General features: G+C 60.6%; 24 protein-coding genes. 16 read left to right on the forward strand and 8 right to left on the reverse strand.

Features of this window, described 5'->3' with window-relative positions:
- The first annotated feature begins 4 nt into the window (after positions 1-4).
- The 3 genes from ACIROW_RS21085 (at position 5) to ACIROW_RS21095 (ending at position 3033) form a co-directional block, all read left to right on the forward strand.
- Positions 5-1057 (forward strand): lactonase family protein, encoded by a 1053-nt coding sequence (locus ACIROW_RS21085; protein WP_402278778.1) that lies wholly within the window; start codon positions 5-7, stop codon positions 1055-1057.
- A 16-nt stretch (positions 1058-1073) separates the two neighbouring features.
- Positions 1074-1211, forward strand: coding sequence for a hypothetical protein (locus ACIROW_RS21090; RefSeq protein WP_402278566.1), 138 nt, complete (start codon positions 1074-1076; stop codon positions 1209-1211).
- Positions 1212-1272: 61 nt separating this feature from the next.
- Positions 1273-3033, forward strand: coding sequence for a methyl-accepting chemotaxis protein (locus ACIROW_RS21095; RefSeq protein ID WP_402278568.1), 1761 nt, complete (start codon positions 1273-1275; stop codon positions 3031-3033).
- Between the two features lie 165 nt (positions 3034-3198).
- Here ACIROW_RS21095 and ACIROW_RS21100 read toward each other — a convergent pair whose 3' ends face one another.
- The 3 genes from ACIROW_RS21100 to ACIROW_RS21110 form a co-directional block, all read right to left on the reverse strand.
- The gene (locus ACIROW_RS21100; protein ID WP_402278569.1) at positions 3199-4635 is read right to left on the reverse strand and encodes an aldehyde dehydrogenase family protein; all 1437 of its coding nucleotides are present in this window, start codon (positions 4633-4635) and stop codon (positions 3199-3201) included.
- Positions 4636-4753: 118 nt separating this feature from the next.
- Entirely contained in the window at positions 4754-5668 is a 915-nt protein-coding gene (gene kdgD, locus ACIROW_RS21105) for a 5-dehydro-4-deoxyglucarate dehydratase (protein ID WP_402278571.1), read from the reverse strand.
- Between the two features lie 227 nt (positions 5669-5895).
- Positions 5896-6684 carry a FadR/GntR family transcriptional regulator gene (locus ACIROW_RS21110; RefSeq protein WP_402278573.1) on the reverse strand — a complete coding sequence of 263 codons (789 nt, stop codon included), beginning with the start codon at positions 6682-6684 and terminating at the stop codon, positions 5896-5898.
- Between the two features lie 260 nt (positions 6685-6944).
- Between ACIROW_RS21110 and ACIROW_RS21115 the strand changes: the two genes are divergently transcribed.
- From ACIROW_RS21115 to ACIROW_RS21140, 6 genes are all read left to right on the forward strand, one after another.
- Positions 6945-7265: a hypothetical protein gene (locus ACIROW_RS21115; RefSeq protein WP_402278575.1), complete on the forward strand. Its 321-nt coding sequence runs from the start codon at positions 6945-6947 to the stop codon at positions 7263-7265.
- A 167-nt stretch (positions 7266-7432) separates the two neighbouring features.
- Entirely contained in the window at positions 7433-7792 is a 360-nt protein-coding gene (locus tag ACIROW_RS21120; RefSeq protein WP_402278577.1) for a hypothetical protein, read from the forward strand.
- 625 nt (positions 7793-8417) lie between these two features.
- A complete protein-coding gene (locus ACIROW_RS21125) occupies positions 8418-9029 on the forward strand; it encodes a hypothetical protein (RefSeq protein ID WP_402278579.1) in 612 nt (203 codons plus the stop codon).
- Between the two features lie 401 nt (positions 9030-9430).
- Positions 9431-9796, forward strand: a complete 366-nt coding sequence (locus tag ACIROW_RS21130) for a hypothetical protein (protein ID WP_402278581.1) — start codon at positions 9431-9433, stop codon at positions 9794-9796.
- 262 nt (positions 9797-10058) lie between these two features.
- Positions 10059-10340 carry a hypothetical protein gene (locus ACIROW_RS21135; protein ID WP_402278583.1) on the forward strand — a complete coding sequence of 94 codons (282 nt, stop codon included), beginning with the start codon at positions 10059-10061 and terminating at the stop codon, positions 10338-10340.
- 58 nt (positions 10341-10398) lie between these two features.
- Positions 10399-11046: a DUF2026 family protein gene (locus tag ACIROW_RS21140; RefSeq protein ID WP_402278585.1), complete on the forward strand. Its 648-nt coding sequence runs from the start codon at positions 10399-10401 to the stop codon at positions 11044-11046.
- A 722-nt stretch (positions 11047-11768) separates the two neighbouring features.
- Here the strand turns inward: ACIROW_RS21140 and ACIROW_RS21145 are convergent.
- From ACIROW_RS21145 to ACIROW_RS21160, 4 genes are read right to left on the reverse strand one after another with little or no spacing between them, the layout of a single operon-like run.
- Positions 11769-12491 (reverse strand): DUF3299 domain-containing protein, encoded by a 723-nt coding sequence (locus ACIROW_RS21145; RefSeq protein WP_402278587.1) that lies wholly within the window; start codon positions 12489-12491, stop codon positions 11769-11771.
- A 45-nt stretch (positions 12492-12536) separates the two neighbouring features.
- Complete coding sequence (locus ACIROW_RS21150) at positions 12537-13799, reverse strand: ABC transporter permease (protein ID WP_402278589.1); 1263 nt, start codon at positions 13797-13799, stop codon at positions 12537-12539.
- Positions 13796-14509, reverse strand: coding sequence for an ABC transporter ATP-binding protein (locus ACIROW_RS21155; protein ID WP_402278591.1), 714 nt, complete (start codon positions 14507-14509; stop codon positions 13796-13798). Before ACIROW_RS21155 ends, ACIROW_RS21150 begins: the two co-directional genes overlap by 4 nt.
- 28 nt (positions 14510-14537) lie before the next feature.
- Positions 14538-15107: a DUF2796 domain-containing protein gene (locus ACIROW_RS21160; protein ID WP_402278593.1), complete on the reverse strand. Its 570-nt coding sequence runs from the start codon at positions 15105-15107 to the stop codon at positions 14538-14540.
- A 210-nt stretch (positions 15108-15317) separates the two neighbouring features.
- On the opposite strand from ACIROW_RS21160, the gene ACIROW_RS21165 reads away from it, so the two are divergent.
- The 5 genes from ACIROW_RS21165 to ACIROW_RS21185 all read left to right on the forward strand — a co-directional run bounded on the left by ACIROW_RS21165 (position 15318) and on the right by ACIROW_RS21185 (position 18465).
- Complete coding sequence (locus tag ACIROW_RS21165) at positions 15318-15443, forward strand: hypothetical protein (protein ID WP_402278595.1); 126 nt, start codon at positions 15318-15320, stop codon at positions 15441-15443.
- A 2-nt stretch (positions 15444-15445) separates the two neighbouring features.
- The gene (aztA, locus tag ACIROW_RS21170; RefSeq protein ID WP_402278597.1) at positions 15446-16234 is read left to right on the forward strand and encodes a zinc ABC transporter ATP-binding protein AztA; all 789 of its coding nucleotides are present in this window, start codon (positions 15446-15448) and stop codon (positions 16232-16234) included.
- The gene (locus ACIROW_RS21175) at positions 16231-17112 is read left to right on the forward strand and encodes a metal ABC transporter permease (RefSeq protein ID WP_402278599.1); all 882 of its coding nucleotides are present in this window, start codon (positions 16231-16233) and stop codon (positions 17110-17112) included. Before aztA ends, ACIROW_RS21175 begins: the two co-directional genes overlap by 4 nt.
- Before the next feature lie 18 nt (positions 17113-17130).
- On the forward strand, positions 17131-18060 hold the full coding sequence (locus ACIROW_RS21180) for a metal ABC transporter substrate-binding protein (RefSeq protein ID WP_402278600.1): 930 nt from the start codon (positions 17131-17133) through the stop codon (positions 18058-18060).
- A gap of 93 nt (positions 18061-18153) precedes the next feature.
- The gene (locus ACIROW_RS21185; RefSeq protein ID WP_402278602.1) at positions 18154-18465 is read left to right on the forward strand and encodes a putative quinol monooxygenase; all 312 of its coding nucleotides are present in this window, start codon (positions 18154-18156) and stop codon (positions 18463-18465) included.
- Here ACIROW_RS21185 and ACIROW_RS21190 read toward each other — a convergent pair.
- Positions 18441-19373, reverse strand: a complete 933-nt coding sequence (locus ACIROW_RS21190) for a LysR substrate-binding domain-containing protein (RefSeq protein ID WP_402278604.1) — start codon at positions 19371-19373, stop codon at positions 18441-18443. The genes ACIROW_RS21185 and ACIROW_RS21190 overlap by 25 nt on opposite strands.
- Before the next feature lie 105 nt (positions 19374-19478).
- Between ACIROW_RS21190 and ACIROW_RS21195 the strand changes: the two genes are divergently transcribed.
- Both ACIROW_RS21195 and ACIROW_RS21200 read left to right on the forward strand, forming a co-directional pair.
- The gene (locus ACIROW_RS21195; protein ID WP_402278606.1) at positions 19479-19718 is read left to right on the forward strand and encodes a hypothetical protein; all 240 of its coding nucleotides are present in this window, start codon (positions 19479-19481) and stop codon (positions 19716-19718) included.
- 387 nt (positions 19719-20105) lie between these two features.
- Positions 20106-20528, forward strand: coding sequence for a VOC family protein (locus ACIROW_RS21200; protein ID WP_402278608.1), 423 nt, complete (start codon positions 20106-20108; stop codon positions 20526-20528).
- Positions 20529-20565: the final 37 nt, after the last annotated feature.

Raw genomic sequence — 20565 nt, forward strand, 5'->3', positions numbered from 1 at the left:
AGCAATGTTGGGCTGCACGATAGCTATCGTAGGTATCAGCGCCCACGCAGCAACAATGGTGTACGTGTCCAATGCCGACAGCAAGGACATCTCGGTCTTGCAACTGAACAGGGACGGCAGCCTGAAGCTGGTCGAGCAGGTGCCGACGGGCGGCACGGTGATGCCGCTGGCGTTCAGTCCCGATCACCGTCGTCTGTACGCGTCGCTGCGCTCGCAGCCGTATTCAGTGACGACCTTCGCGGTCGATCAGCAGAGTGGCAAGTTGAAAGCGCTGGCAACGGTTCCGCTGGCCGACAACATGGCGAACCTGGCGACCGACAAGACCGGCCGCTTCCTGTTTGCCGCGTCCTATACCGGACACAAGATTTCGGTCAATCCGATCAGCGCCACCGGCTTGGTGCAGGAGCCGGCCACCGTCATCAACACGGGCAAGAATGCCCACGCCGTCAGCAGCGATCCGAAGAACAATTTCGTCTTCGCTTCCAACCTCGGCAGCGACGTCATCCTGCAATTCAAATTCGACGCCGCCACCGGCAAGCTGACGCCTAACACGCCGCCATCGGTCGCCACCAAGGCCGGGGCCGGTCCGCGTCACTTTGTGTTCCATCCGAACCAGCGCTATGTGTTTTCCACCAACGAGCTCGACGGTACGGTGAACACGTATGCCTACGATGCGGCGCAAGGCACGTTGACGCTGAAGGGCAGCGTATCAGCCGTGCCGTCGGGATTCAAGGGCGACGCCCCGGCTGCCGCGGATATCCATCTGACGCCGGATGGCCGCTTCCTCTATGCATCGGAACGCACGTCGAGCACGTTGACCGCGTATCGGGTCAATGCCGGGACCGGCGAACTGACCGTCATTGGCAACTTCGCCACCGAGACCCAGCCACGCGGATTCAACATCGATCCGCAAGGCAAGTATCTGCTGGCGGTCGGACAAAAATCGAACGGTCTGACCAGCTACGCCATCAACCGTAAAACCGGGGCGCTGAAGCCTTTGCAGCACTATGAACTGGGCAAGAATCCGAACTGGGTGGAGATCGTCGCGTTTCCTTGAGGACGTGCGGTTCAGCTTGAAAAAATCCCTCGCAGGCCATGCCATGCGGGGGATTTTGCATTGGAGCACCGAACTTGCCGATCCGACAAGACGACTTTTGATGTTGCTCAAAAAACGTGCAGAAAATCGCATCGGGCGTTTTGCCTTGCTCTAAGATTGCGCAGGGCGCGTTCGCGTGCATCGACAATTAAAACACCAATAAATGGGAGTGAAGAATGCGGAACATCACCGTTCGTTTCAGTCTGATGAGCGCGCTGGCGCTGTTTGCCGCCATGATCGTGTTCGGCGCCGCAGTCGGCGTGTTTGCGTTGGGGCGCGCCAACGAATCCACCGTGATGGTGCATGACGTCGCTTCGCGCGCGCTGACCATCAACGACGCCTACAAGGACACCACGCGCACCCGCGCCGCGCTGACGCGCGCCTACAGCGCGTTAAAGGAGCAGAACGATCAGGAGATCAAGAACTCAGCCTTGAAGAGCGCGCAAACCAGCTATGACCGTACGCTCAAATTGATCGACGAGTTCGACAAGGCGGCGCCGTTCAAGGGGCAGGATGACAAGCTCAAGGCGGACCTTGTCAGCGCCGGCAAGCAATTGTCGGACGTGCTCAACAAGGCCGCAGATGCCTTGCGAGCCAATGACACCAACGCCTACGTTGAAATCAACGGCCGCGATATCACGGCCCGGGGCGCGAACTTTTCCACGCAGCTGGAAAAATTCCAGAAGCTGACCAAGGATCTCTCCGACGACATCGTCGACCAGCGCAGCCGCGAATACAACATGGTGGTGTGGCTGGTGGCGGTTGGCCTGATTGCCGCATTGATCCTTGTGCTGGCGGTGCATTTCCTGCTGCGCAGTATCGTGCTGAGGCCGCTTAACCGCGCCGTGACATTGCTTGACCAGGTGGCCGGCGGCGATCTCACGATGAAAATCAGCGAGCCTTCCCGCAATGAAATCGGCCGTCTGTTCGCCTCGATCCGCAGCATGCAGCAGGGCTTGCTCAGTACCGTCTCGCGCGTGCGCACCAGCACCGACATCATCAACACCGGCGCGCAGGAAATCGCCTCCGGCAATCTTGATCTTTCGTCACGCACCGAGACCCAGGCCAGCTCGCTCGAAGAGACTGCCGCCTCGATGGAGCAGCTGACCGGCACCGTCAAACAAAACGCCGAGAATGCGCAGCAGGCCAACCAGCTGGCGCACTCGGCGTCCGAGACGGCAGTCAAGGGCGGCGAGGTGGTGGCGCAGGTGGTCGACACCATGACCGCCATCAACGACTCATCCAAGAAGATCGTCGACATCATCAGCGTGATCGACGGTATTGCGTTCCAGACCAATATCCTCGCCTTGAATGCAGCGGTCGAAGCAGCCCGCGCCGGCGAGCAAGGCCGCGGGTTTGCCGTGGTGGCGTCGGAAGTGCGCAGCCTGGCGCAGCGCTCTGCCGCAGCGGCGAAGGAGATCAAGGAACTGATCACCGATTCAGTCAGCAAGGTCGACTCGGGCAGCCGCCTGGTTGAAAACGCCGGCATGACCATGGGTGAAGTGGTCGACAGCGTACGGCGCGTGACCGACATCGTCGGTGAAATCAGCTCGGCCAGCCGCGAGCAAAGCGACGGCATCGCCCAGGTCAACAAGGCGATTGCACAGATGGACGAAGTGACGCAGCAGAACGCTGCGCTGGTGGAAGAGGCTGCTGCTGCTGCGCAGTCTCTGCAGACGCAGGCGATGACGCTGGCCGAGGCGGTCAGCATTTTCCGGATCGATGCGCAGCAAGCGGCAAGGCCGGCGGCGCGCACCGCTCAGGTATCGACACCGGCGGCTGCGCCCAAGGCCGCCGTACCCGCCGCGAAGGCGCCGCGCGCGTTGAGCAAGCCAGCCGGCACCACGGTGGCAGCCGGCACTGCGGTGGCCACTGAGCGGTCGGCGCCGCGCCTGCCGCCAGCGTCGGGGACGGACGACGATTGGGAACAATTCTGAGGCATTGTTGTTGACGCACTGGAAGCACCGCCACGGCGGTGCTTTTTTTATGCCCGCACGGATTTTCCGGCACTCAAAAAAAACGCCGGAACACACGTTCCGGCGCTGAAACCGCCGTTGCCGGCGGCTGTGGATACCTGATGAGGTCAGGGATTGATGAGGTGCTTATGCCGCGGTGTAGGACGTCTTGACCGTGGTGTAGAACTCGGCAGCGTACGCGCCTTGTTCACGCGGACCGAAGCTCGACGCCTTGCGGCCGCCGAATGGCACGTGATAGTCGACGCCGGCGGTGGCCGTGTTGACCATCACCATGCCGGCCTGAGCGTGGCGCTTGAAGTGGGTGGCATACTTCAGCGAGGTGGTGCAGATGCCCGACGACAGACCGAACTCGGTGTCGTTGGCCAGTTGCAGCGCGTGCTCGTAGTTGTCTGCAGGGATCACCGAGGCGACCGGTCCGAAGATTTCTTCACGCGAAATGCGCATGTCGTTGTTGCAGTCGGCGAACAGCGCCGGCGTCATGTAGAAGCCGTCGGTGTCGCGCTTGACGCGCTCGCCGCCGAAGGCCAGACGTGCGCCTTCCTGCTTGCCGATTTCCACGTACGACAGGTTCTGGTCGAGTTGCGATTGATCGACGACCGGACCGATGTTGGTGTCGGCCGTCAGCGCGTGACCGATCTTGAGGCCGGCCAGCTGGGCGCGCGCCGCTTCGATGAAGCGCGGATAGATATCCTTTTCGACGATGATGCGGCTGGACGCGGTGCAGCGCTGGCCGGTCGAGAAGAACGCGCCTTGCACGGCGGCCGTGACGGCGACATTGAGGTCGGCGTCGTTGAGTACCACCAGCGGATTCTTGCCGCCCATTTCAAGCTGGAACTTCGCCATGCGCGCGATACAGCCTTGCGCCACGCGGTTGCCGGTCGAAACCGAGCCGGTGAAGGTCAGGGCGGTGACGCGGCGGTCATCGATGAAGCGCTGGCCGACCACTGAACCGCGGCCCATGACCAGGTTGAACACGCCGGCCGGGATACCCGAGCGGCTGATGATGTCGGCAATCGCCCAGGCGCTTCCCGGCACCAGTTCAGCCGGTTTGAAAACGACGGTGTTGCCGTAGGCCAGCGCCGGTGCGATCTTCCACGCAGGAATCGCCATCGGGAAATTCCACGGGGCGATGATGCCGACCACGCCGACCGGTTCGCGCGTGATTTCGATGTCCATGCCGGGACGCACCGATGCCAGTTTCTGGCCCTGGATGCGCAGCACTTCGGCGGCGAAGAACTTGAAGATATTGCCGGCGCGGCCGGCTTCGCCGATGCCTTCAGCCAGCGTCTTGCCTTCTTCGCGCGAGAGCAGGCGGCCGAGTTCTTCCTTGCGCGCCAGGATTTCCGAACCGATCTTGTCGAGTGCATCCGAACGCGCCTGGATGTTGCCGGTGCTCCAGGCAGGGAAAGCAGCGTGGGCGGCGGCAATGGCGATGTCGGCTTGCGCTGCGTCGGCTTGGGCGTATTCGCCGATGACGTCGGACAGATCGGACGGGTTGACGTTCTTGTTGACGCCGGCGCCTTGCAGCCATTCGCCGTTGATGTAGTTCGCAAATTGGGACATCGTGATCTCCTGAAAGTGGAAGCATGGAAGCCAAAACTGACCGCGGGAATGTTCCGGCGGTCAGTCGTGGCTTGGTTACTTCTTATGGATGAAAAAACTGCTGTGCATTCTGTGCAATTTATTGCGGGCCGAGGCTCTTGATCAGTGCGGCCAGTTCTTCGTGTTCCGCTTCCGTGCAGGCGGTCAGCGGAGTGCGCACCGGACCTGCATCGTGTCCGACGACACGCGCGCCGGCCTTGACGATACTGACTGCGTAACCGGCCTTGCGGTTCCGAATGGCCAGGTAAGGCAGGAAGAAATCGTCAATCAGCTTGCCGACGGTGGCGTGGTCTTCCTTGGCGATCGCGTGGTAGAAGTCCATCGCGGTCTTGGGGATGAAGTTGAACACGGCCGAGGAGTAGACCGGCACGCCCAGCGCCTTGTAAGCGGCAGCATAGACTTCCGCGGTCGGCAGGCCGCCGAGGTAAGTGAAGCGGTCGCCGAGGCGGCGGCGGATGGTGACCATGGATTCGATTTCACCGACGCCGTCCTTGAAGCCGATCAGGTTCGGACAACGGTCGGCCAGGCGTTCCAGCATGTCGGCGTTGAGTTTGCAGACACCGCGGTTGTAGATGATGACGCCGAACTTGACCGATTTGCAGACGGCTTCGACGTGTTCGGCGATACCTTCCTGGCTGGCTTCGGTCAGGTAATGCGGCATCAGCAGAATGCCGTGCGCCCCGAGGCGTTCGGCTTCCTGGGCGTAACCGATGGCTGCGCGGGTGGCGCCGCCGGCGCCGGCAATGATCGGCACCTTGCCTTTGCAGGTATCCACGGCGGTGCGGATAATGTCCGAATACTCACCCGGCACCAGCGAGAAGAACTCACCTGTGCCGCCTGCCGCGAACAGCGCGCTGGCGCCGTAGGGAGCCAGCCATTCCAGGCGCTCGATATAGCTCTTCGGACGGAAGTCGCCTTGCTCGTCGAAGTCGGTCAGCGGGAAGGAGAGCAGGCCGGCGGAGAGGATTTGTTTCAGGTCTTGTGGTGTGTACATGTCGGTGTCGTAGGTGCCAGTGATGAGAGAAAAGTATCGTCGCGCTGCAGTGTTTGTTCAGGGTGCATTGGGTTGAATGAACCCGATGAGTCCGGATGGATGCGTGCCTTCTGAATTCGGGTTAACTTAGGATATCAGTCATCGTACAACATAGATTAAAAGAAAGCCAGCAGTTTTTGCTGCCGGCCGGGTCGTGCCTTGCTATCGAGTTGCTGTTTCGTTCGTTGCTACTTGTCCGACGCCTTTTCCTGTTGCTGCGCATCGGCAGCCGATTCGGCCGCTTCCTGGGCGCGACGCAGGCGTTCGCGGCTATTGGTCAGGTGATTGCGCATGGCGGCGCGCGCGGCTTCGGTGTCGCGGCGGGCGATGGCTTCGTAGATGTCTTCGTGCTCGCGCTGTACGCGGTCGAGGTAGCTGGCTTGCGGATCGCGCGCCAGTTCAGCCGTGTTGAGACGCTTGCGCGGGATCACGCCGGCGCCGAGGTGGCTCAGGATTTCAATGAAATAGCGGTTGCCGGTGGCGTTGGCGATCTGGAAGTGGAAGCGGAAGTCAGGGCCGACGGTGTCGACGCCTTTTTTCAGGTTCTCATGGAAGGCGTCGAGCGCCTGGCGGATTTCCAGCAATTGCGCATCGGTACGGCGCGCGGCAGCCAGGCCGGCGGTTTCGGTTTCCAGGCTGATGCGCAATTCCAGCAGCGCCAGCAGGTCCTTCATCGTGGTGATGGTGGCCGGGTCGATATTGATGTTGCCGGCTTTTTGCGCTTCCAGCACAAAGGTGCCGATGCCGTGCCGCGTTTCCACCAGTCCCGCAGCCTGCAGGCGCGAGATCGCCTCGCGCACCACGGTGCGGCTGACGCCTTGAGTCAGCATGATTTCGGACTCGGTGGGCAGCTTCTCGCCCGGCTTGATCGCGCCGTTGGAAATCATTTCGGAAATCGCGCCGACCACTTCCTGGGACAGGCTTTGGGTCTTTTTGCGAGGGCGCATCAGCGGACTGGGGGTCTCGGTAACTTCCATTTTTTATAGGTCAGTACGTGAAAGTAATGTGAGGTGCGTCTCAAGAAGGCATCGCACGACGGAAGGTTATGCGACATCTTACCAGAGGATGACTTGTTTTCGTAGCGCGAAGTGGCCGCTTAGGAGCCGTTTCCACGTTGCGTGCAGGCTTCAGTGTAGCCCATGGCGAGGGCCAAATTGCATTTGAGAGTTTTCCTATATCGCCGGGCGGGGCAAAAAATCACAATGCAAGGCATCCAACCACTTGCCGAAAGTTTGTCATGAACAGCCTTATCTGGATCTTGGTCGCCTTCTGCGGACTCATCTACGTGTTCAACCGCGTTGCCACAGCCGACCGTGTCGCCGCCACGCCCGAGCAGCGCCGCCACGATTTCATCATCGACGTCTGCGACGGCGATCACCGCAAGGCTGCACGCCTGGTCGAAGAAAAGAGGGCGCTGTTCCCCCATCTGGATGGCTTGCAGGCGCAACAGCTGGTGTATCAGGACATGCTGGACATGACGGCTGAAGAACGCGCCGCGGCGCGTGTCGCCATCAAGCATTCGCCCCGCAAGCCAATGACCGAAGAAACGGCCGCTTAATTTCCTTGCGGCATTGCCAAGCCGGCTGAGCCGGCTTTTTTTACGTCTTGAAAAACATGTGCAAAAGACATGTTGGCGCCTTGGCATCCCTTGCTGGACGCGGTATTCAGGCTTTCACACTAAGTTAAAGTTTGTGCTAGTATGACTTTAATTGCCGTGAGGAAATCATGAAAACTATTGAGCTGGATACCGAATACACGCTAGAAGATCGCGCCGAGAAAATCAGCGAACGCAGCATCCCGAAGAAATCCGTACGCGCCGTCGCCGAGGTCGATCCCAACGTCGAACTGACCGGTGAAGAACTGCGCTGGATGTACAGCGTGTTCAAGGGCGACTTCCGCATCATTCCGCGTCGCGTAGTGCAGAGCGTGATCAGCAAAGGCCTTGGCATTCCCAATCTGGGCGGCGCTTTCAACCTGACCAATGCGGGGCGCAATGTATTCCGCCGCACCTCGCCGGCGGCCAATGATGAATTGCATATCATCAAATCGCGTTCCAGGCATCGTTCCAACTGGCGTCTCGGATAAAACGGTATCGCTGTTGTGGTGCCTGATGGCAGGCCGCGACGAAGATGAAGTGCAGTACGGAAAGCAGTATGCGACGTGGCGTCGGATGCTGCTTTTTTCATGGCAGGATGGTTTTGCTGCGGGCATAAAAAAACCCGGTGCCAGGGGAACCGGCACCGGGAAAGCTCGTCACTCCCCCGAAAAACCTGTCGACCGGAGACGTAGTCCCGGACTCGCGATTGCGCCTGAAGAGGAGCGGCTTCAGGTGCAGGAACCGATAGGGATGCGAGTGACTTGACTGCATTCTTGCAAATCTGGCGGGCGATTCATATCGAATAAATTCGAGATTTTCTAGATAGTTATTTTCGTCAAAATTCAGTACTTGTCCTGACTCGTTTGCAAATAACTTCACTCGTTGATTTGTAAATGTTTTGCTCATTGTTTTGTCGATGAGCGAACGCACGACGCGGTTTACCTGCCGAAAAACGAATCCCCTCATCAATCGTCTGCCTGTCACGGCTGCAAGCCGCAGCCATGGTCCGGCTTGCAGCCGTGGCAGGCAGGCGACGAAATGTGCGCATGTGGCGCGTCAGCGGCATTTCGGTCCCGATGCTAGACTGATTTTTTTGTTATCTAAGGAATCATCATGTCGAGTCGTTCCAGGTTGTTGTCCTTGTTTGCAATTGCTGCGTTGGCGTTGCCCGTGCTGGTCCAAGCGCAGAACGCGGCGCCCAGCAGGATTCGCGGCACCGTCGCCGCGGTCGGCAGCAACAGCGTCGACGTGCTGACCCGCGAAGGGAAGAAGCTCACGCTGCAATTGAGCGACGAGACGCGCTATTCCTCGGTCAAGGCGCTCGAACTGGCGTCGATCAAACAGGGCAGCTTCATCGGTACAGCAGGCAAGCCCACCGCCAACGGCGGCATCGAGGCGCTGGAAGTCGTGGTGTTCCCTGAAGAGGCACGCGGATCCGGTGAGGGGCACTACGACTGGGATCTGCTGCCGGGCAGCAGCATGACCAACGCCACCGTCTCGGCGGTAGTGTCGGGCAATGCGGGTCGTGATCTCGAACTGACCTACCAGGGCAAGAGCATCAAGATCCGGGTGCCGACGGATGTACCGGTCGTGACCTTCGTGCCGGCAACCGTGCAGGACCTGAAGCCGGGCCTGACGGTATTTGTGGTGGCGTCGCGCAGCGGCGAAGACTGGAAGGCCGGACGTTTCGTGATTGAAAAGGACGGCGTCAAGCCCCCGATGTAGGCGGGCGGGAGGGTAGGGAAGCCGACTGTTATGCCGCCATGGCATAAGCGAATGCGATATTGATCGTTTTCACGCGCGTGTTTTGGCCTTACAGTGGCACCGTCTCCTCAATAACCTCCTGGAAGAAGTTTTTTGAGATTGAACCCGCCCGGCCCCCGCCCGGCGGGTTTTTTTTTGCCGGTCTTGGAAGTTGCCGCCCAATAAACAATCAATCTGTCGCCAGGGCAGTTGCCGCAAGGGATTGCGTCGATATCCCACAGCTTGTCCACAGGGCTGTTCACAGGGACTGTGGGTAAGTCGGCCGTCAAGTCTGTGCAGAACGCCGTTTCGCGCGTACCATGACGGCCGTGGCATCCGGTCGGATGTCCGCATACAGCAAGCACCAACCGGAGAACGCAGCAATGAGCAATGATTTGACCAAAGATGAATTTGACGCCCTCGGTCAGATCAGCCGCAAGGAACATCGCGGCCGCCCGAGTGCCTGCGTGGCGCGCAACACCAAGCGCCTGACCGGCATCAAGATGCTCGAGTACACGCGTGAAGGCAATCTGGCCTTGACCGAAAAGGGCAAGCAGACGCTGTTCATCTACCGCTGCATCGAAGCCTTGCGCGGCCTGAATGCGGATGCCGAGGCGGTGGTCGAGGACGACGTCGCGATCTTCCTGGTTCGCAAGGGACATATCGCCGCCAAGGAAGGCAGCAAGCAGTACGAGATCACCCAGCGTGGTCGCGAATCTCTGGCCGATATCGACGCACAGTCGGACTGATGCGCCGGCGCCCCGATCATGGGGCGCAGCCGCCGTAATTCTTCTACGGGAACTCCGTTTCCCAAGCTCGTTTCTCCTCTTCTTTTTCTCCCCGTTTTACTCTTGTAGCGCGCCGTCCACAATGCCGTGCAGACATAGGGAATTCCCCGATAGATTGTGCCTGCCTGCGTGTCTATGATGCACTCCATGGACAGACGGTTTGCAACACGGCGACAGCCCTGCGACAACAGACCTTCTGCGTAATCAAGCCAACGGAGGTCATATGCAATTCATCGTCGAAACAGTGCCGAACGACATCGCCCTGATGTTCGTCACTTACCTGGGTTTCTGCATGTTGCTGATGTACTTGTTCATCCGTGCCGATTGCGAATGGAACAAGCGCGAAATGAAGATGTCCCGTGAGCGCCTGCGCGTACTCTCGGCCGATCACGAAAAATCGGACCGCTTGCGTGAACTGACCGCCTGCTCGGTACACCACGACGTCAACTGCGCCTGCTTCCTGCACAGCAACGATGCGGATGCAAGCAGCAAGAATGCGGCGTGAGCGAACCTGACCCGGCTTGACCCGACTTGACCCGCATGCGGTATGAGAAAATACGCGGATGAAATCATCAAACATTCGCCCCCTCATCCCGCTTGCGGATTACCAACGTATTTTTCGCGTCATTCACTCGGTACTCGATAGTGTCGACGCCAATATCCCGGCCGCGAGTTTTTTCTTCAGCGTCACCGCGGCGCAGATATTGAAAAAGTTTTACAAGAAGAATGCCTTCCCGGTTGCCGGCGCGGCGTTCTACCTGATCAGCAAAGACGGCAGCGGCGCCTTGTCTTTCGGCACGCTGGACGGCGACAAGGTCGACAGCAACAGCGACGCGTTCCACTGCTGGGTGCAATGCGACGGTTATGCGCTGGACTTCATGGCGCCGGTGTTTGAAGAATTGCTGACAGACGCGGGCCATCCGATGGCGGTGCCGCGGCAGATGTTCCAGAAGGACCTGGCGCGCATGTCGGCGTCTCCGACTGAGTTGAAGGCGTTGGGTGACTTCCGGCTGGAGCCGAACCTGGCGCTGACACGCGATTTGTTGCAGCAGTTCATGAACAAGCCGGCGCTGAGCAATCTGTCGCAGGTCTGCATGGACTGGTATCAGAAACCGCCGAAGGAACTGGGCAGCGGGCTGGTCATGCAGGCCGCCGAAGGCGACGGCACCAAGATGACGCTGAGCCGCTTGCAGGTGACCGGCGCCTGGTGACGGCAGTCAGGCAGACGAATTTGGAATTTTGGGGGTAGAGGGGAAGTAGCAGTAGCAGCAGAAGTACGTACAGCACTTGGGGAAGTGAACTGTAGTTGTCGTCTTGAGGGAAGCAGGAGCAGAAGAGGCGGGCGGAGAGTGGTGCACCGGACGATTGGTCCGGCACACCGTGCAATCATGCATATCGGTTGCATGTATCGCGAAAGAGTAGACAGGATAAGCTGGCTTTGTGACTTGTTGATGACAGCTGCAACCATCCCATTATGGTTGCAGCGGGATTCAGGGATGCGCGAAACCGATTTTTGAGTGTCACGAAGCCGTCATACGTTGTCGATAGAATCTCGTTCGTCTCCTCTAAACTTGCTTTAGATTCACCTGCGATACACACGTATCGCAGGTTTTTTTTTCTCAGAATTTTGTACTGCTGCACATGTTGAACAAGCTGCGGCAGCGTCCGTTGAGTAGCCAATGCCGGATAGTGGCGTCGTAACCCGGCTGCACGCACACGTCATGGAAGCCGCCAATCTCCCTGCTGGTGATCCAGCCCGGTGGCGCGGGGTGCGTTTTTTCCTTCAACTTGCCCAGGAATAACCAGAAATGGAATTTCCCTTGTTATCAAGCACTTAAGCAAGTTCTCCAGTGCTTATCCACAGGCTTGCTACCAAAATGTGGGGATAACTTCCCTACAAATCCACAGCAATTTCTCTGCATTTGAACCTGGCTCAGCCGCCCTGCGGCGCACCGTCCGTGTACGGTTCCACCTTGACCGAGCTCATGCTGTAGCCGGCGCTGCCCATCATCGTGTCGGAACGCTCGATCTTCAGCACGCCGCTGATCCAGACTGCATCCATGGTGCGGGTGTTTTTGACCGGCTTGTTGCTGTGCACGTGGATGATCTGGTTGGCCGGCGGCGGCGGCACGTGGATGCAGGCGCCGAAGTACGGCACCAGCAGGAATTCCTTCAAGGCCTCGCCTTCGCGCTCCAGCGACACGACGAAACCGGGAATGCGGATCGACGCGCCGTTCATGGACGGATCGACGGGCGCATTCTTCCAGTACTTCTTGGCTTTCCACAGCGCCTCCATGGCGCGCGGATCGCCGTCTTCCATCTTGTCGAGCTTCAGGCCCTTGAAGGGCGCCATGGCGTCCCAGTCTTTCGGCATGAGTGACTCCCAGGCGATCTCACGGAAGCCGCCATCGGTCTTGCCGGACGGCTTGTAAGGCGTCTTTTGCAGGTCGGGCGCCTGTTGCAGGTGGTCGCCGACTTTGTATTGGGCATTGTCGGAGTAGGGGGCTGCTGTTGTGGTCGGGGCGGGCGTAGTTGCTTCGGCTGCCTCGGCAGCCGAAGCAACCTTGGGTGCGTTCGGCGTTGCCGCCAGATGCACCGAGTAACCGACCAGTAGTCCGGCGGCCACGATGCCGCCTATCCAGGTAATACTTTTCATGAGATTGCTTCGTCAAAGTTGCGGTCGCCAGACCGCGAAATCAAATCAGATCCGGGGCGTCAGGCCGTCGGCCAGGCTCAGCCGGTAGGCGCGCAAGCCGGGCAGCAGGCTCGCGGCAAAGCCGGCGAGGATGGTCCAGCCCAGCAGCTGCAGTTCGCCGGCGGCCGGCAAGGCAGGATGCAATGTTACGCCAAATTGCGCACTCAGCAAGGGCCCCAGCGCGAACAGCGCCAGCGTCAGCAGGACCACGCCCAGCACCACGCCGGCCAGCATCACCGCCAGTCCTTCCAGCGCCAGCAACAGGAACACGTCGCCTGGGCGCGCCCCCACCGAGCGCAGCACCGCCAGTTCTCGGCGCCGTTCTCCCAGGCTCGCCAGGATCGCCGACACCAGCCCGGCCAGGCCGACGATGACGACCATCCCCGACACCACCAGCAAGGCGTTTTCGCCGATGCCGACCACTTGCCACAATTCATCCAGCGCCACGCCCGGCAGTACCGCCATCAGCGGTTCGCTGTTGTCGTCGGCGATGTCGCGCTGCACGCCAAAGACCGCGGCGCGGCTCTTCAGGCCGACCAGCACGGCGGTGACGGTCTTGGGCGTAAGGTCGAATTTTTTCACCAGCGCCGGCGCAATCGACAGGCCCGGCATCGGCGCGCCGCCTTCCCAGTCGAGATGGATCGCTTCCATCGCGTCGAGGCCGATATGCACGGTGCGGTCGACCGGCGTGCCGGTGCGCGCCAGGATGCCGGTGACCGTGAACGGCTTGTCGGCGTGATCGGTCAGGTGCAGGCTGCCCATGCCGTGGCTCAGCACGATGCGATCGCCCAGCTTGTAATGCAGGCGCTGCGCCACTTCCGCGCCGAGCACGGTTTCAAAGACGCTGGCGAAGACGCGGCCTTCGCCGAGTTGCAGCGCCTGGCCGTCGCCGTAGTGGAAATGTTTGAAATAGTCGCCGTTGGTCGCCAGCACCGGGAAGCCGCGATGTGAATCGCCCAGCGACAGCGGGATGGTCCAGGCGACGGCGGGATTCTTCGCCAGCTTTTGCGCGCTGTCCCAGCCCATGTTGTTGGTGGCGCCGCCGATGCGGAAGATCGCGTACAGCATCAGCTGGACCGGGCTGGTGCGCGCGCCGACCACCAGATCCGTGCCGGACACCGATTGCGAAAAACTGTCGCGCACTTCATGGCGCACGCGTTCGATGCCGAGCAGCATGGCGCTCGACAGCGCGATCGCCAGCAGCATCAGGCCCAGCGTGTAGCGGCGATTCCAGGCGCTGCGCGCGGCCAGGCGGAACAGGAAGCTCATGCCGATTCCTCCACCTGGGCGCAGCGGTTGATGTCGTTCAGGGCGATGCGGCGGTCGAAGCGCTCGGCCAGGCGCTGGTCATGGCTGACGAACACCAGGCTGGCGCCGGCCTGTTCGCATTCGTGCCGGATCAGGTTCAGGAAAGCCTGCTGGCGGTCGCTGTCGAGCGCCGAGGTCGGTTCGTCGGCGACCACGATTTCCGGCCGGCCGATCAGCGCGCGCGCCGCAGCCACGCGCTGTTGCTGGCCGATCGACAATTGCGTCGCCGCCCGGGTCCACAAAGCCGGCGCCATGTCGAGGCTGCGCAGCAGCGATTCGGCCGCTGCACGCAAATCGCTGCCTTGCGCCAGCGCACGCTCGCGGCGCAAGGCCGAGAAGCGGCAGGGCAACAGCACATTGTCGAGGATCGAGAGATAAGGAATCAGATTGAACTGCTGGAAGATGAAACCGATGTGATCGACACGAAAACGATCGCGCCGCGACGCCGGCAACGCCTCCAGCGGTTGGCCGAGAATGGCGACGCTGCCGGCCTGGGCGCTGCTGATGCCGCCGATCAGCGCCAGCAGCGTGCTCTTGCCGCTGCCGCTGGGGCCGCTGACGAAGACTTGCTCGCGCGCTTGCACCTCGAACCGGTCCAGCGCCAGCGTCGGCGTTTTCTGGCCGGGCCAGGTGAAGGTGATGTCGCGCAAGGCGATGGCGGCGTCGCTCATATTGTGAAGTCTGTTTGCTGAATAAATATCAGGGGACGGCGATGCTGTTGGCGGCCGGCGTCAGTTTGGCTGCACCCTGGCGCTTGCCCGTCACCAGTTGCACGTCGATGCTGTTGAAGCCCTTGAAGGTGTCGAACAGACGGACTTCAATTTTCTGCAGCCGCTCCGGATGGGCGCAGCGGAACGTGAAATCGGCGTCGAGATCGGCGTGACCGTCATGGTCGGCCGGCGCTGCCGGTTTGGCTGTTTTGTCCACTTGCGCTTCACCGAGCAATGCCGGATCCAGCGCGGCGGATTCCAATTTGACTCCATTGAGCTTGCATTCCGCTGACGGGCTGGCGACGAACACGGCGCCGGCGTTGCGCAGGCTCTTGGTCATGGCCTGGACGGCGGCTTTGTCCTTGGCGCTGTTGGCGGCATGTTCGAAGCCGACCAGATTGACCAGCGGCGAATCAAGGTGCAGCGACAGCGTCTGGCCGTCGAGTGCGACGTCGAGCTTTCCGACGCCGTGCACGTGCGCTTCATGGGCGTGGGTCAGCGGGACGGACAACAGCAGGGTGGCGGCGAGGACGGCGGCGGGGCGGAAATGGAGATACATGGGCGCGATCTTTCTTCAGGTGAACTGCCTGGAACGATCCGCAAAGCGGAAAGCCGTCCCGGGCTGCATTTTGACTGGGTTGAAGGATTTATTGGAGCTTTGTCACATCTTGCAACAATGTTGCATTATAATTCCGATCTTTCATCAATTTGCAACTGGGTTGCAGATTGATTTGATTCTCCCGATTGATCAATAAAAATATTCGCGCCCATGTTCTCCCGTCTCCTTCAACAAACCAGCGTGCTTGCGCTGCCGTGGTGGCAGCGCGTGCTGCTGGTCGCGCCCGTGTGCCTGCTGCTGTGGCTGGGCGTGATGTGGGCCCTGGGAGGAGATTGACCATGTCCGCCGCCATCTCGCTGGAAAACCTCACCGTCACCTACCGTCGCCATCCGGCTCTGCATCACGTCAGCGGAGAGTTCAAGCGCGGTTCGCTGACCGCCGTCGTCGGTCCCAACGGCGCCGGCAAGAGCACGCTGCTGAAAACCATCATGGGACAGGTCCGTTGCAACAGCGGTCGCGTGGTCACGCACCTGGCCGCTGAGCGCATCGCTTATCTGCCGCAGCAGGCCGAGATCGATCGCAGCTTTCCGATCTCGGTGCTTGATTGCGTGCTGCTGGGCTACTGGTCGCGCGCCGGCCTGTTCCGCCGCATGAGCCGCGACATGGTGCAGCGCGCGGAAGGCGCACTGGCCGCAGTCGGACTCGACGGCTTCGCGCAGCGTGCCATCGCCAGCCTGTCGGTGGGGCAATTCCAGCGCGTGCTGTTCGCGCGCATCCTGCTGCAGGACGCCGAACTGATCCTGCTGGATGAACCGTTCAACGCCATCGACACCCGCACCACCAGCGACTTGCTGCGCATCATCCAGTCCTGGCACGCCGAGCAGCGCACCGTGATCGCGGTGCTGCACGACTACGACCAGGTGCGCAAGGCCTTCCCGCAATCGCTGCTGCTGGCGCGCAATGTGGTCGCCTGGGGCGAGACCGAAGGCGTGCTGTGCCACGAAAACCTGCACCGCGCGCGTTCCATGGCCGAAGCGGTCGACGAGCATGCACCGCTGTGTGCGGTTGATGTCGTCGATGCAGGTGACGTCGGTGCTGCCGGCAATGAAGGGAGGGCGTTGCGATGATGCTGCTCCATGATTGCTATCAATTCGCGATCGCGCCGTTCCAGGAGTTCGCCTTCATGCGCCGTGCGCTGGTGGCAACGCTGGCCTTGGCATTGTCGAGCGCGCCGCTGGGCGTGATGCTGACGCTGCGCCGCATGAGCCTGTTCGGCGAAGCGCTGAGCCATGCAGTGTTGCCGGGTGTGGCGGCCGGTTTCATTTTCTTTGGCCTGTCGCTGCCGGCGCTGAGCATCGGCGGTTTCCTGGCCGGCGTGATCGTCGTGGCACTGGCAGGCTGGATCAGCCGCCATACCGAACTCAAGGAGGACGCCAGCCTCGCCGCCGTCTACGTGGTCGCACTGGCGCTCGGCGTGATCATGATTTCCGGCCACGGCACCCAGCTCGATCTGCTGCACATCCTGTTCGGCAACGTACTCGGCGTCGACACCGAAGGCCTGCTGCTGGTGGCCGGCGTGTCCAGCCTGAGCGTGCTGCTGATGGCGGGTTTGTACCGCGGCCTGCTGCTGGAAAGTTTTGATCCGTCTTTCCTGGCCGCCAGCGGCGGGCGCAATACGGTGTACCAGCAATTGTTTCTGATGCTGGTGGTGCTGAACCTGGTGGCTTCGTTCCAGACCTTGGGCACGCTGATGGCGGTCGGCCTGATGATGCTGCCGGCGGTATCGGCGCGCCTGTGGCACGACACCTTGCCGGCGCAGTTGGTCAACAGCGCCGTGCAGGCTGCGCTGGCGGGCTATGCCGGGTTGATGCTGTCGTACTACGCGTCGGTGCCGTCCGGCCCTGTGATCATCGTGTGCGCCGGCGGCTTCTATTTCCTGTCCCTGATCTTTGCCCCGCGCGGCTGGTTGCCGCGCATCCTGCGCCGGCCGCATCTGCGCGCTTAATTCTTTTTGGGAGTCATCGTGAAATTGTTTCGCCAGATCTTGTTGTCGATCGCAGCCGTGTTGGTTGTCCAGAGCGCATCCGCCGCTGACGCTCGCTTGCCGGTAGTGGCCAGCTTCAGCATTCTCGGCGACATCGTCGCCAACGTCGGTGGCGACCGCATTGCCGTCACCACGCTGGTCGGTCCCGACCAGGATGCCCACGTGTTCCAGCCGGCGCCGGATCACATCAAATCGGTGGCGCGCGCCAAACTGGTGGTGGTCAACGGCCTCGGCTTTGAAGGCTGGATGGAGCGGGTCGCGCAGTCGGCCAATTATCGCGGCGACATCGTCGTGGCATCGAAGGGCATCGCGGTGCGCGACCGTGCCGAAGAAGAACATGATCACGACGGGCACGACGGGCACGATCGCCAGCATGGCAAGAATGATCCGCACGCCTGGCAGAATCCTGCCAACATTGTGATCTACACGCAAAACATCGTTGCCGCGCTGAGCAAGCTCGATCCGGCCGGCGCAGCGCTGTATCGCAAGAACGGCGACGCTTACATTGCTTCGCTCAACGAGCTGGACCGCTGGGCCATACAGCAATTCAGCCAGTTCCCGCCGGCCAAGCGCAAGGTGATCACCTCGCATGACGCCTTCGAATATTTCGGCGCGCATTACCAGGTGCGCTTCCTTGCGCCGCAAGGCGTGTCGACCGACAGCGAGCCGAGCGCGAAGGAAGTCGCGAACCTGATCCGCCAGATCCGCAAGGAAAAAATCCGCGCCGTCTTCATCGAGAACATGAGCAGCCCCAAGCTGCTGCAGCAGATCAGCAAGGAAGCCGGCGTCACGCTGGGCGGCAAGCTGTATGCGGATGCGTTGTCGCAGGCCGACGGCCCGGCGCCGACTTACCTCAAGCTGATGCGTTACAACATCGAGCAGCTATTGGCGCAAATGAAACTGAATTGATCTGAGCGGCGGTGTCCGAAGCAGGGGGCCGTCACGCCTGCGCAACTTCGCGTATGCTTGTCGTTTTCCCTCACAACAACAGGAGATGACAACATGGTCCACGTAGTCGCAATCATTACCGCCAAGCCCGGCAAGCGCGAAGAACTGCTCAAGCTGGTGCGCGCCAATCTGGCCGCCGTCCGTGCCGAACAGGGCTGCATTGCTTACGACCCGGTCATCGACGTGCCCGGCTTCGGCGGCGCCCAGGCCGAACTCGGCCCGGACACCTTTGCCTTCATCGAAAAATGGGAAAGCGCCGAAGCGCTCAAGGTTCACTTCACCCAACCGCACATGCTCGATTACCGCGACAAGTCAAAAGACCTGATCGCCAATCGCGCCGTTCACATCGTGGAGTCGGCGGAGTAACGCTTGTCAGGATCGTAGGCTGATGCCGCTCCCATCTGCATCAGCCACGTAATGAAGGTCTTCAGGGCATTGCCATTGGTTTCGCCGGTACGATGCAACATATGGAAGCCCTGGCCGTGCAGCACCACTTCCGGAAACAGCTGGCGCAGGCGGCCGTGCGACAAGTCGTCGTCCACCAGCGCCAGCGAGCCCATCGCAATCCCCAGGTCAGTCGACGCCGCCTGCAAGCTCAGGAAAAAGTGTTCGTAACTGGTCCCCGGCAATTTCTTCTTCACCGGTACGCCCGCCTTGATCAGCCACTGCTGCCAGGCCTCCGCACGCACGCTCAGATGGATCAATGAGGCCTGCAGCAGGTCCGCCGGTTTGTTGATGGGGTGCAGTTCCAGGTAGTGCGGCGAGGCCAGCGGCGCCGACACGTCGTCGAGGAAGCGCACGCATTCAAAGCCGCTGCGCTCCAGCGGGCTGCGCCACAACACCACGTCAAAAGGGTCCTTGAGGTCTTCGAAATGCTCCGACACGGTGGTCGTCACACGCACCTCGATGCGCGGGTTGTCGATCTGAAACTGCGACAGGCGCGGAATCAGCCAGCGCATCGCCACGGACGGCGCCGTGATCACGCGCACGATGCGGTTCTTGCCGGTCAGCGTCAGTTGTTCCGCCGCCATGGCGATGCGATCAAGCGCGGCGCGCACTTCGGTATAAAAGGTCTGGGCCGCTTCCGTTGCTTCCACGCCACGCGGCAAGCGGATAAACAGGGGTTGGCCGAAATGTTCTTCCAGCAATTTTATTTGCTGGCTGACCGCGCTGTGCGTGATGTGCAACTCGTGGGCGGCAATCGTCAGACTACGCGTGCGGGCGGCCGCTTCGAACACTTTGAGCGCCTTCAAGGGCGGCAGGGAAAGGGACATAGTGTAAGTTTTTCTAATGCAGGTGTCGGAAAATATTGCTTTTTAAAGTGAGGGGGAGCCCCTATTCTCACTATCACTGCAACGTTATTCATGTGAAAGAAAGAAATGTCTACTTATCAATCCGCCGGTTTTTCTAATAATTTACAGAGTTTGCTGGAAGCTTTCCAGTTCTTTGTCGAGCGCGCGTTCAGCTCGCCTGCCAAAGCCGTCGACGGCGCGCTGTTCGACCTCAACGATGCTCCTTATCTGGAAGGCGTCACCAGCCACGCCGAGATGGAACGCCGTCTGCGCGAACTCGATCGCAGCCATTTGCGTGCACTGTCGCAACTGCAAGCACAGTTCTGATTTGTTGTTGCGGCCGTAACGGCTAAAACAAGCTGTAATCAGCTGAAATTCAGCTGCAATGTTGGCGTGAAGCCAGAGATGTAAGCGATGGGCGCCGGTTTTAACCTTGAAGCCTGAAATGCGCCACCCAGGAGACCGAGCCGGAACGATGTGCTTCCCGGCTCGCGGCAATCAAGATGTCGTCCCGCATGTACGGGATACGACCACACCGCAGCAGATGTATCGCTGCCCTCTGACTCGACACCGCAAGTTTTCGCCTGCGCAGAATCTGCTGCAGGCGGCGCGAATTCGCCTCATGTTTTCCCATGCCCGCAATCGGCAGGCGTGCTGCCGTCCCGATGCGGGCGAATGCGATAAGCTACGCATTTGCCCAACACGGAACGGAACATGAACGCATTGCACCCATTTCACCTGGCTTTCTTTGTACGCGATCTCGACGAGGCGCGTGGTTTCTACGGCGGCGTGCTGGGATTTTCCGAGGGACGCAGCACTGAGCGCTGGGTTGATTTCGACTGCATGGGACACCAGCTGTCGCTGCATCTGAAAAAAGACCTGGTGGTGCCGGGCGGCGCCGGCAATGTAGATGGCGACAATGTGCCGATCCCGCACTTCGGCATCATCCTCGACCAGGTGTCGTGGGATGCATTGGCTGCGCGCATTGCCGCAGCAGGCGTCACGTTCGTAGTCGAGCCGCATACACGCTTCAAGGGCGAGCCGGGCGAACAGTCGACCATGTTCTTCAAGGATCCGTCGGGAAATTCACTGGAGTTCAAGGGCTTCACCTCGATGAACCGGATTTTTGCGAAGTAGTTGAGATGAAAAAAGCCGGCCCGGGGACATTCCCGGG

The organism is Herbaspirillum sp. NPDC101397 (genome assembly GCF_044767325.1).
Lineage (GTDB): Bacteria > Pseudomonadota > Gammaproteobacteria > Burkholderiales > Burkholderiaceae_D > Herbaspirillum.

What these genes read in the sequence shown, in the direction of transcription:
- ACIROW_RS21085 (WP_402278778.1), top strand. Translation starts at nt 5, where the DNA reads ATGTTGGGCTGCACGATAGCTATCGTAGGTATCAGCGCCCACGCAGCA.
- ACIROW_RS21095 (WP_402278568.1), top strand. Translation starts at nt 1,273, where the DNA reads ATGCGGAACATCACCGTTCGTTTCAGTCTGATGAGCGCGCTGGCGCTG.
- ACIROW_RS21100 (WP_402278569.1), bottom strand. Translation starts at nt 4,635, where the DNA reads ATGTCCCAATTTGCGAACTACATCAACGGCGAATGGCTGCAAGGCGCC.
- kdgD (WP_402278571.1), bottom strand. Translation starts at nt 5,668, where the DNA reads ATGTACACACCACAAGACCTGAAACAAATCCTCTCCGCCGGCCTGCTC.
- ACIROW_RS21110 (WP_402278573.1), bottom strand. Translation starts at nt 6,684, where the DNA reads ATGGAAGTTACCGAGACCCCCAGTCCGCTGATGCGCCCTCGCAAAAAG.
- ACIROW_RS21115 (WP_402278575.1), top strand. Translation starts at nt 6,945, where the DNA reads ATGAACAGCCTTATCTGGATCTTGGTCGCCTTCTGCGGACTCATCTAC.
- ACIROW_RS21120 (WP_402278577.1), top strand. Translation starts at nt 7,433, where the DNA reads ATGAAAACTATTGAGCTGGATACCGAATACACGCTAGAAGATCGCGCC.
- ACIROW_RS21125 (WP_402278579.1), top strand. Translation starts at nt 8,418, where the DNA reads ATGTCGAGTCGTTCCAGGTTGTTGTCCTTGTTTGCAATTGCTGCGTTG.
- ACIROW_RS21130 (WP_402278581.1), top strand. Translation starts at nt 9,431, where the DNA reads ATGAGCAATGATTTGACCAAAGATGAATTTGACGCCCTCGGTCAGATC.
- ACIROW_RS21135 (WP_402278583.1), top strand. Translation starts at nt 10,059, where the DNA reads ATGCAATTCATCGTCGAAACAGTGCCGAACGACATCGCCCTGATGTTC.
- ACIROW_RS21140 (WP_402278585.1), top strand. Translation starts at nt 10,399, where the DNA reads ATGAAATCATCAAACATTCGCCCCCTCATCCCGCTTGCGGATTACCAA.
- ACIROW_RS21145 (WP_402278587.1), bottom strand. Translation starts at nt 12,491, where the DNA reads ATGAAAAGTATTACCTGGATAGGCGGCATCGTGGCCGCCGGACTACTG.
- ACIROW_RS21150 (WP_402278589.1), bottom strand. Translation starts at nt 13,799, where the DNA reads ATGAGCTTCCTGTTCCGCCTGGCCGCGCGCAGCGCCTGGAATCGCCGC.
- ACIROW_RS21155 (WP_402278591.1), bottom strand. Translation starts at nt 14,509, where the DNA reads ATGAGCGACGCCGCCATCGCCTTGCGCGACATCACCTTCACCTGGCCC.
- ACIROW_RS21160 (WP_402278593.1), bottom strand. Translation starts at nt 15,107, where the DNA reads ATGTATCTCCATTTCCGCCCCGCCGCCGTCCTCGCCGCCACCCTGCTG.
- ACIROW_RS21165 (WP_402278595.1), top strand. Translation starts at nt 15,318, where the DNA reads ATGTTCTCCCGTCTCCTTCAACAAACCAGCGTGCTTGCGCTGCCGTGG.
- aztA (WP_402278597.1), top strand. Translation starts at nt 15,446, where the DNA reads ATGTCCGCCGCCATCTCGCTGGAAAACCTCACCGTCACCTACCGTCGC.
- ACIROW_RS21175 (WP_402278599.1), top strand. Translation starts at nt 16,231, where the DNA reads ATGATGCTGCTCCATGATTGCTATCAATTCGCGATCGCGCCGTTCCAG.
- ACIROW_RS21185 (WP_402278602.1), top strand. Translation starts at nt 18,154, where the DNA reads ATGGTCCACGTAGTCGCAATCATTACCGCCAAGCCCGGCAAGCGCGAA.
- ACIROW_RS21190 (WP_402278604.1), bottom strand. Translation starts at nt 19,373, where the DNA reads ATGTCCCTTTCCCTGCCGCCCTTGAAGGCGCTCAAAGTGTTCGAAGCG.
- ACIROW_RS21195 (WP_402278606.1), top strand. Translation starts at nt 19,479, where the DNA reads ATGTCTACTTATCAATCCGCCGGTTTTTCTAATAATTTACAGAGTTTG.
- ACIROW_RS21200 (WP_402278608.1), top strand. Translation starts at nt 20,106, where the DNA reads ATGAACGCATTGCACCCATTTCACCTGGCTTTCTTTGTACGCGATCTC.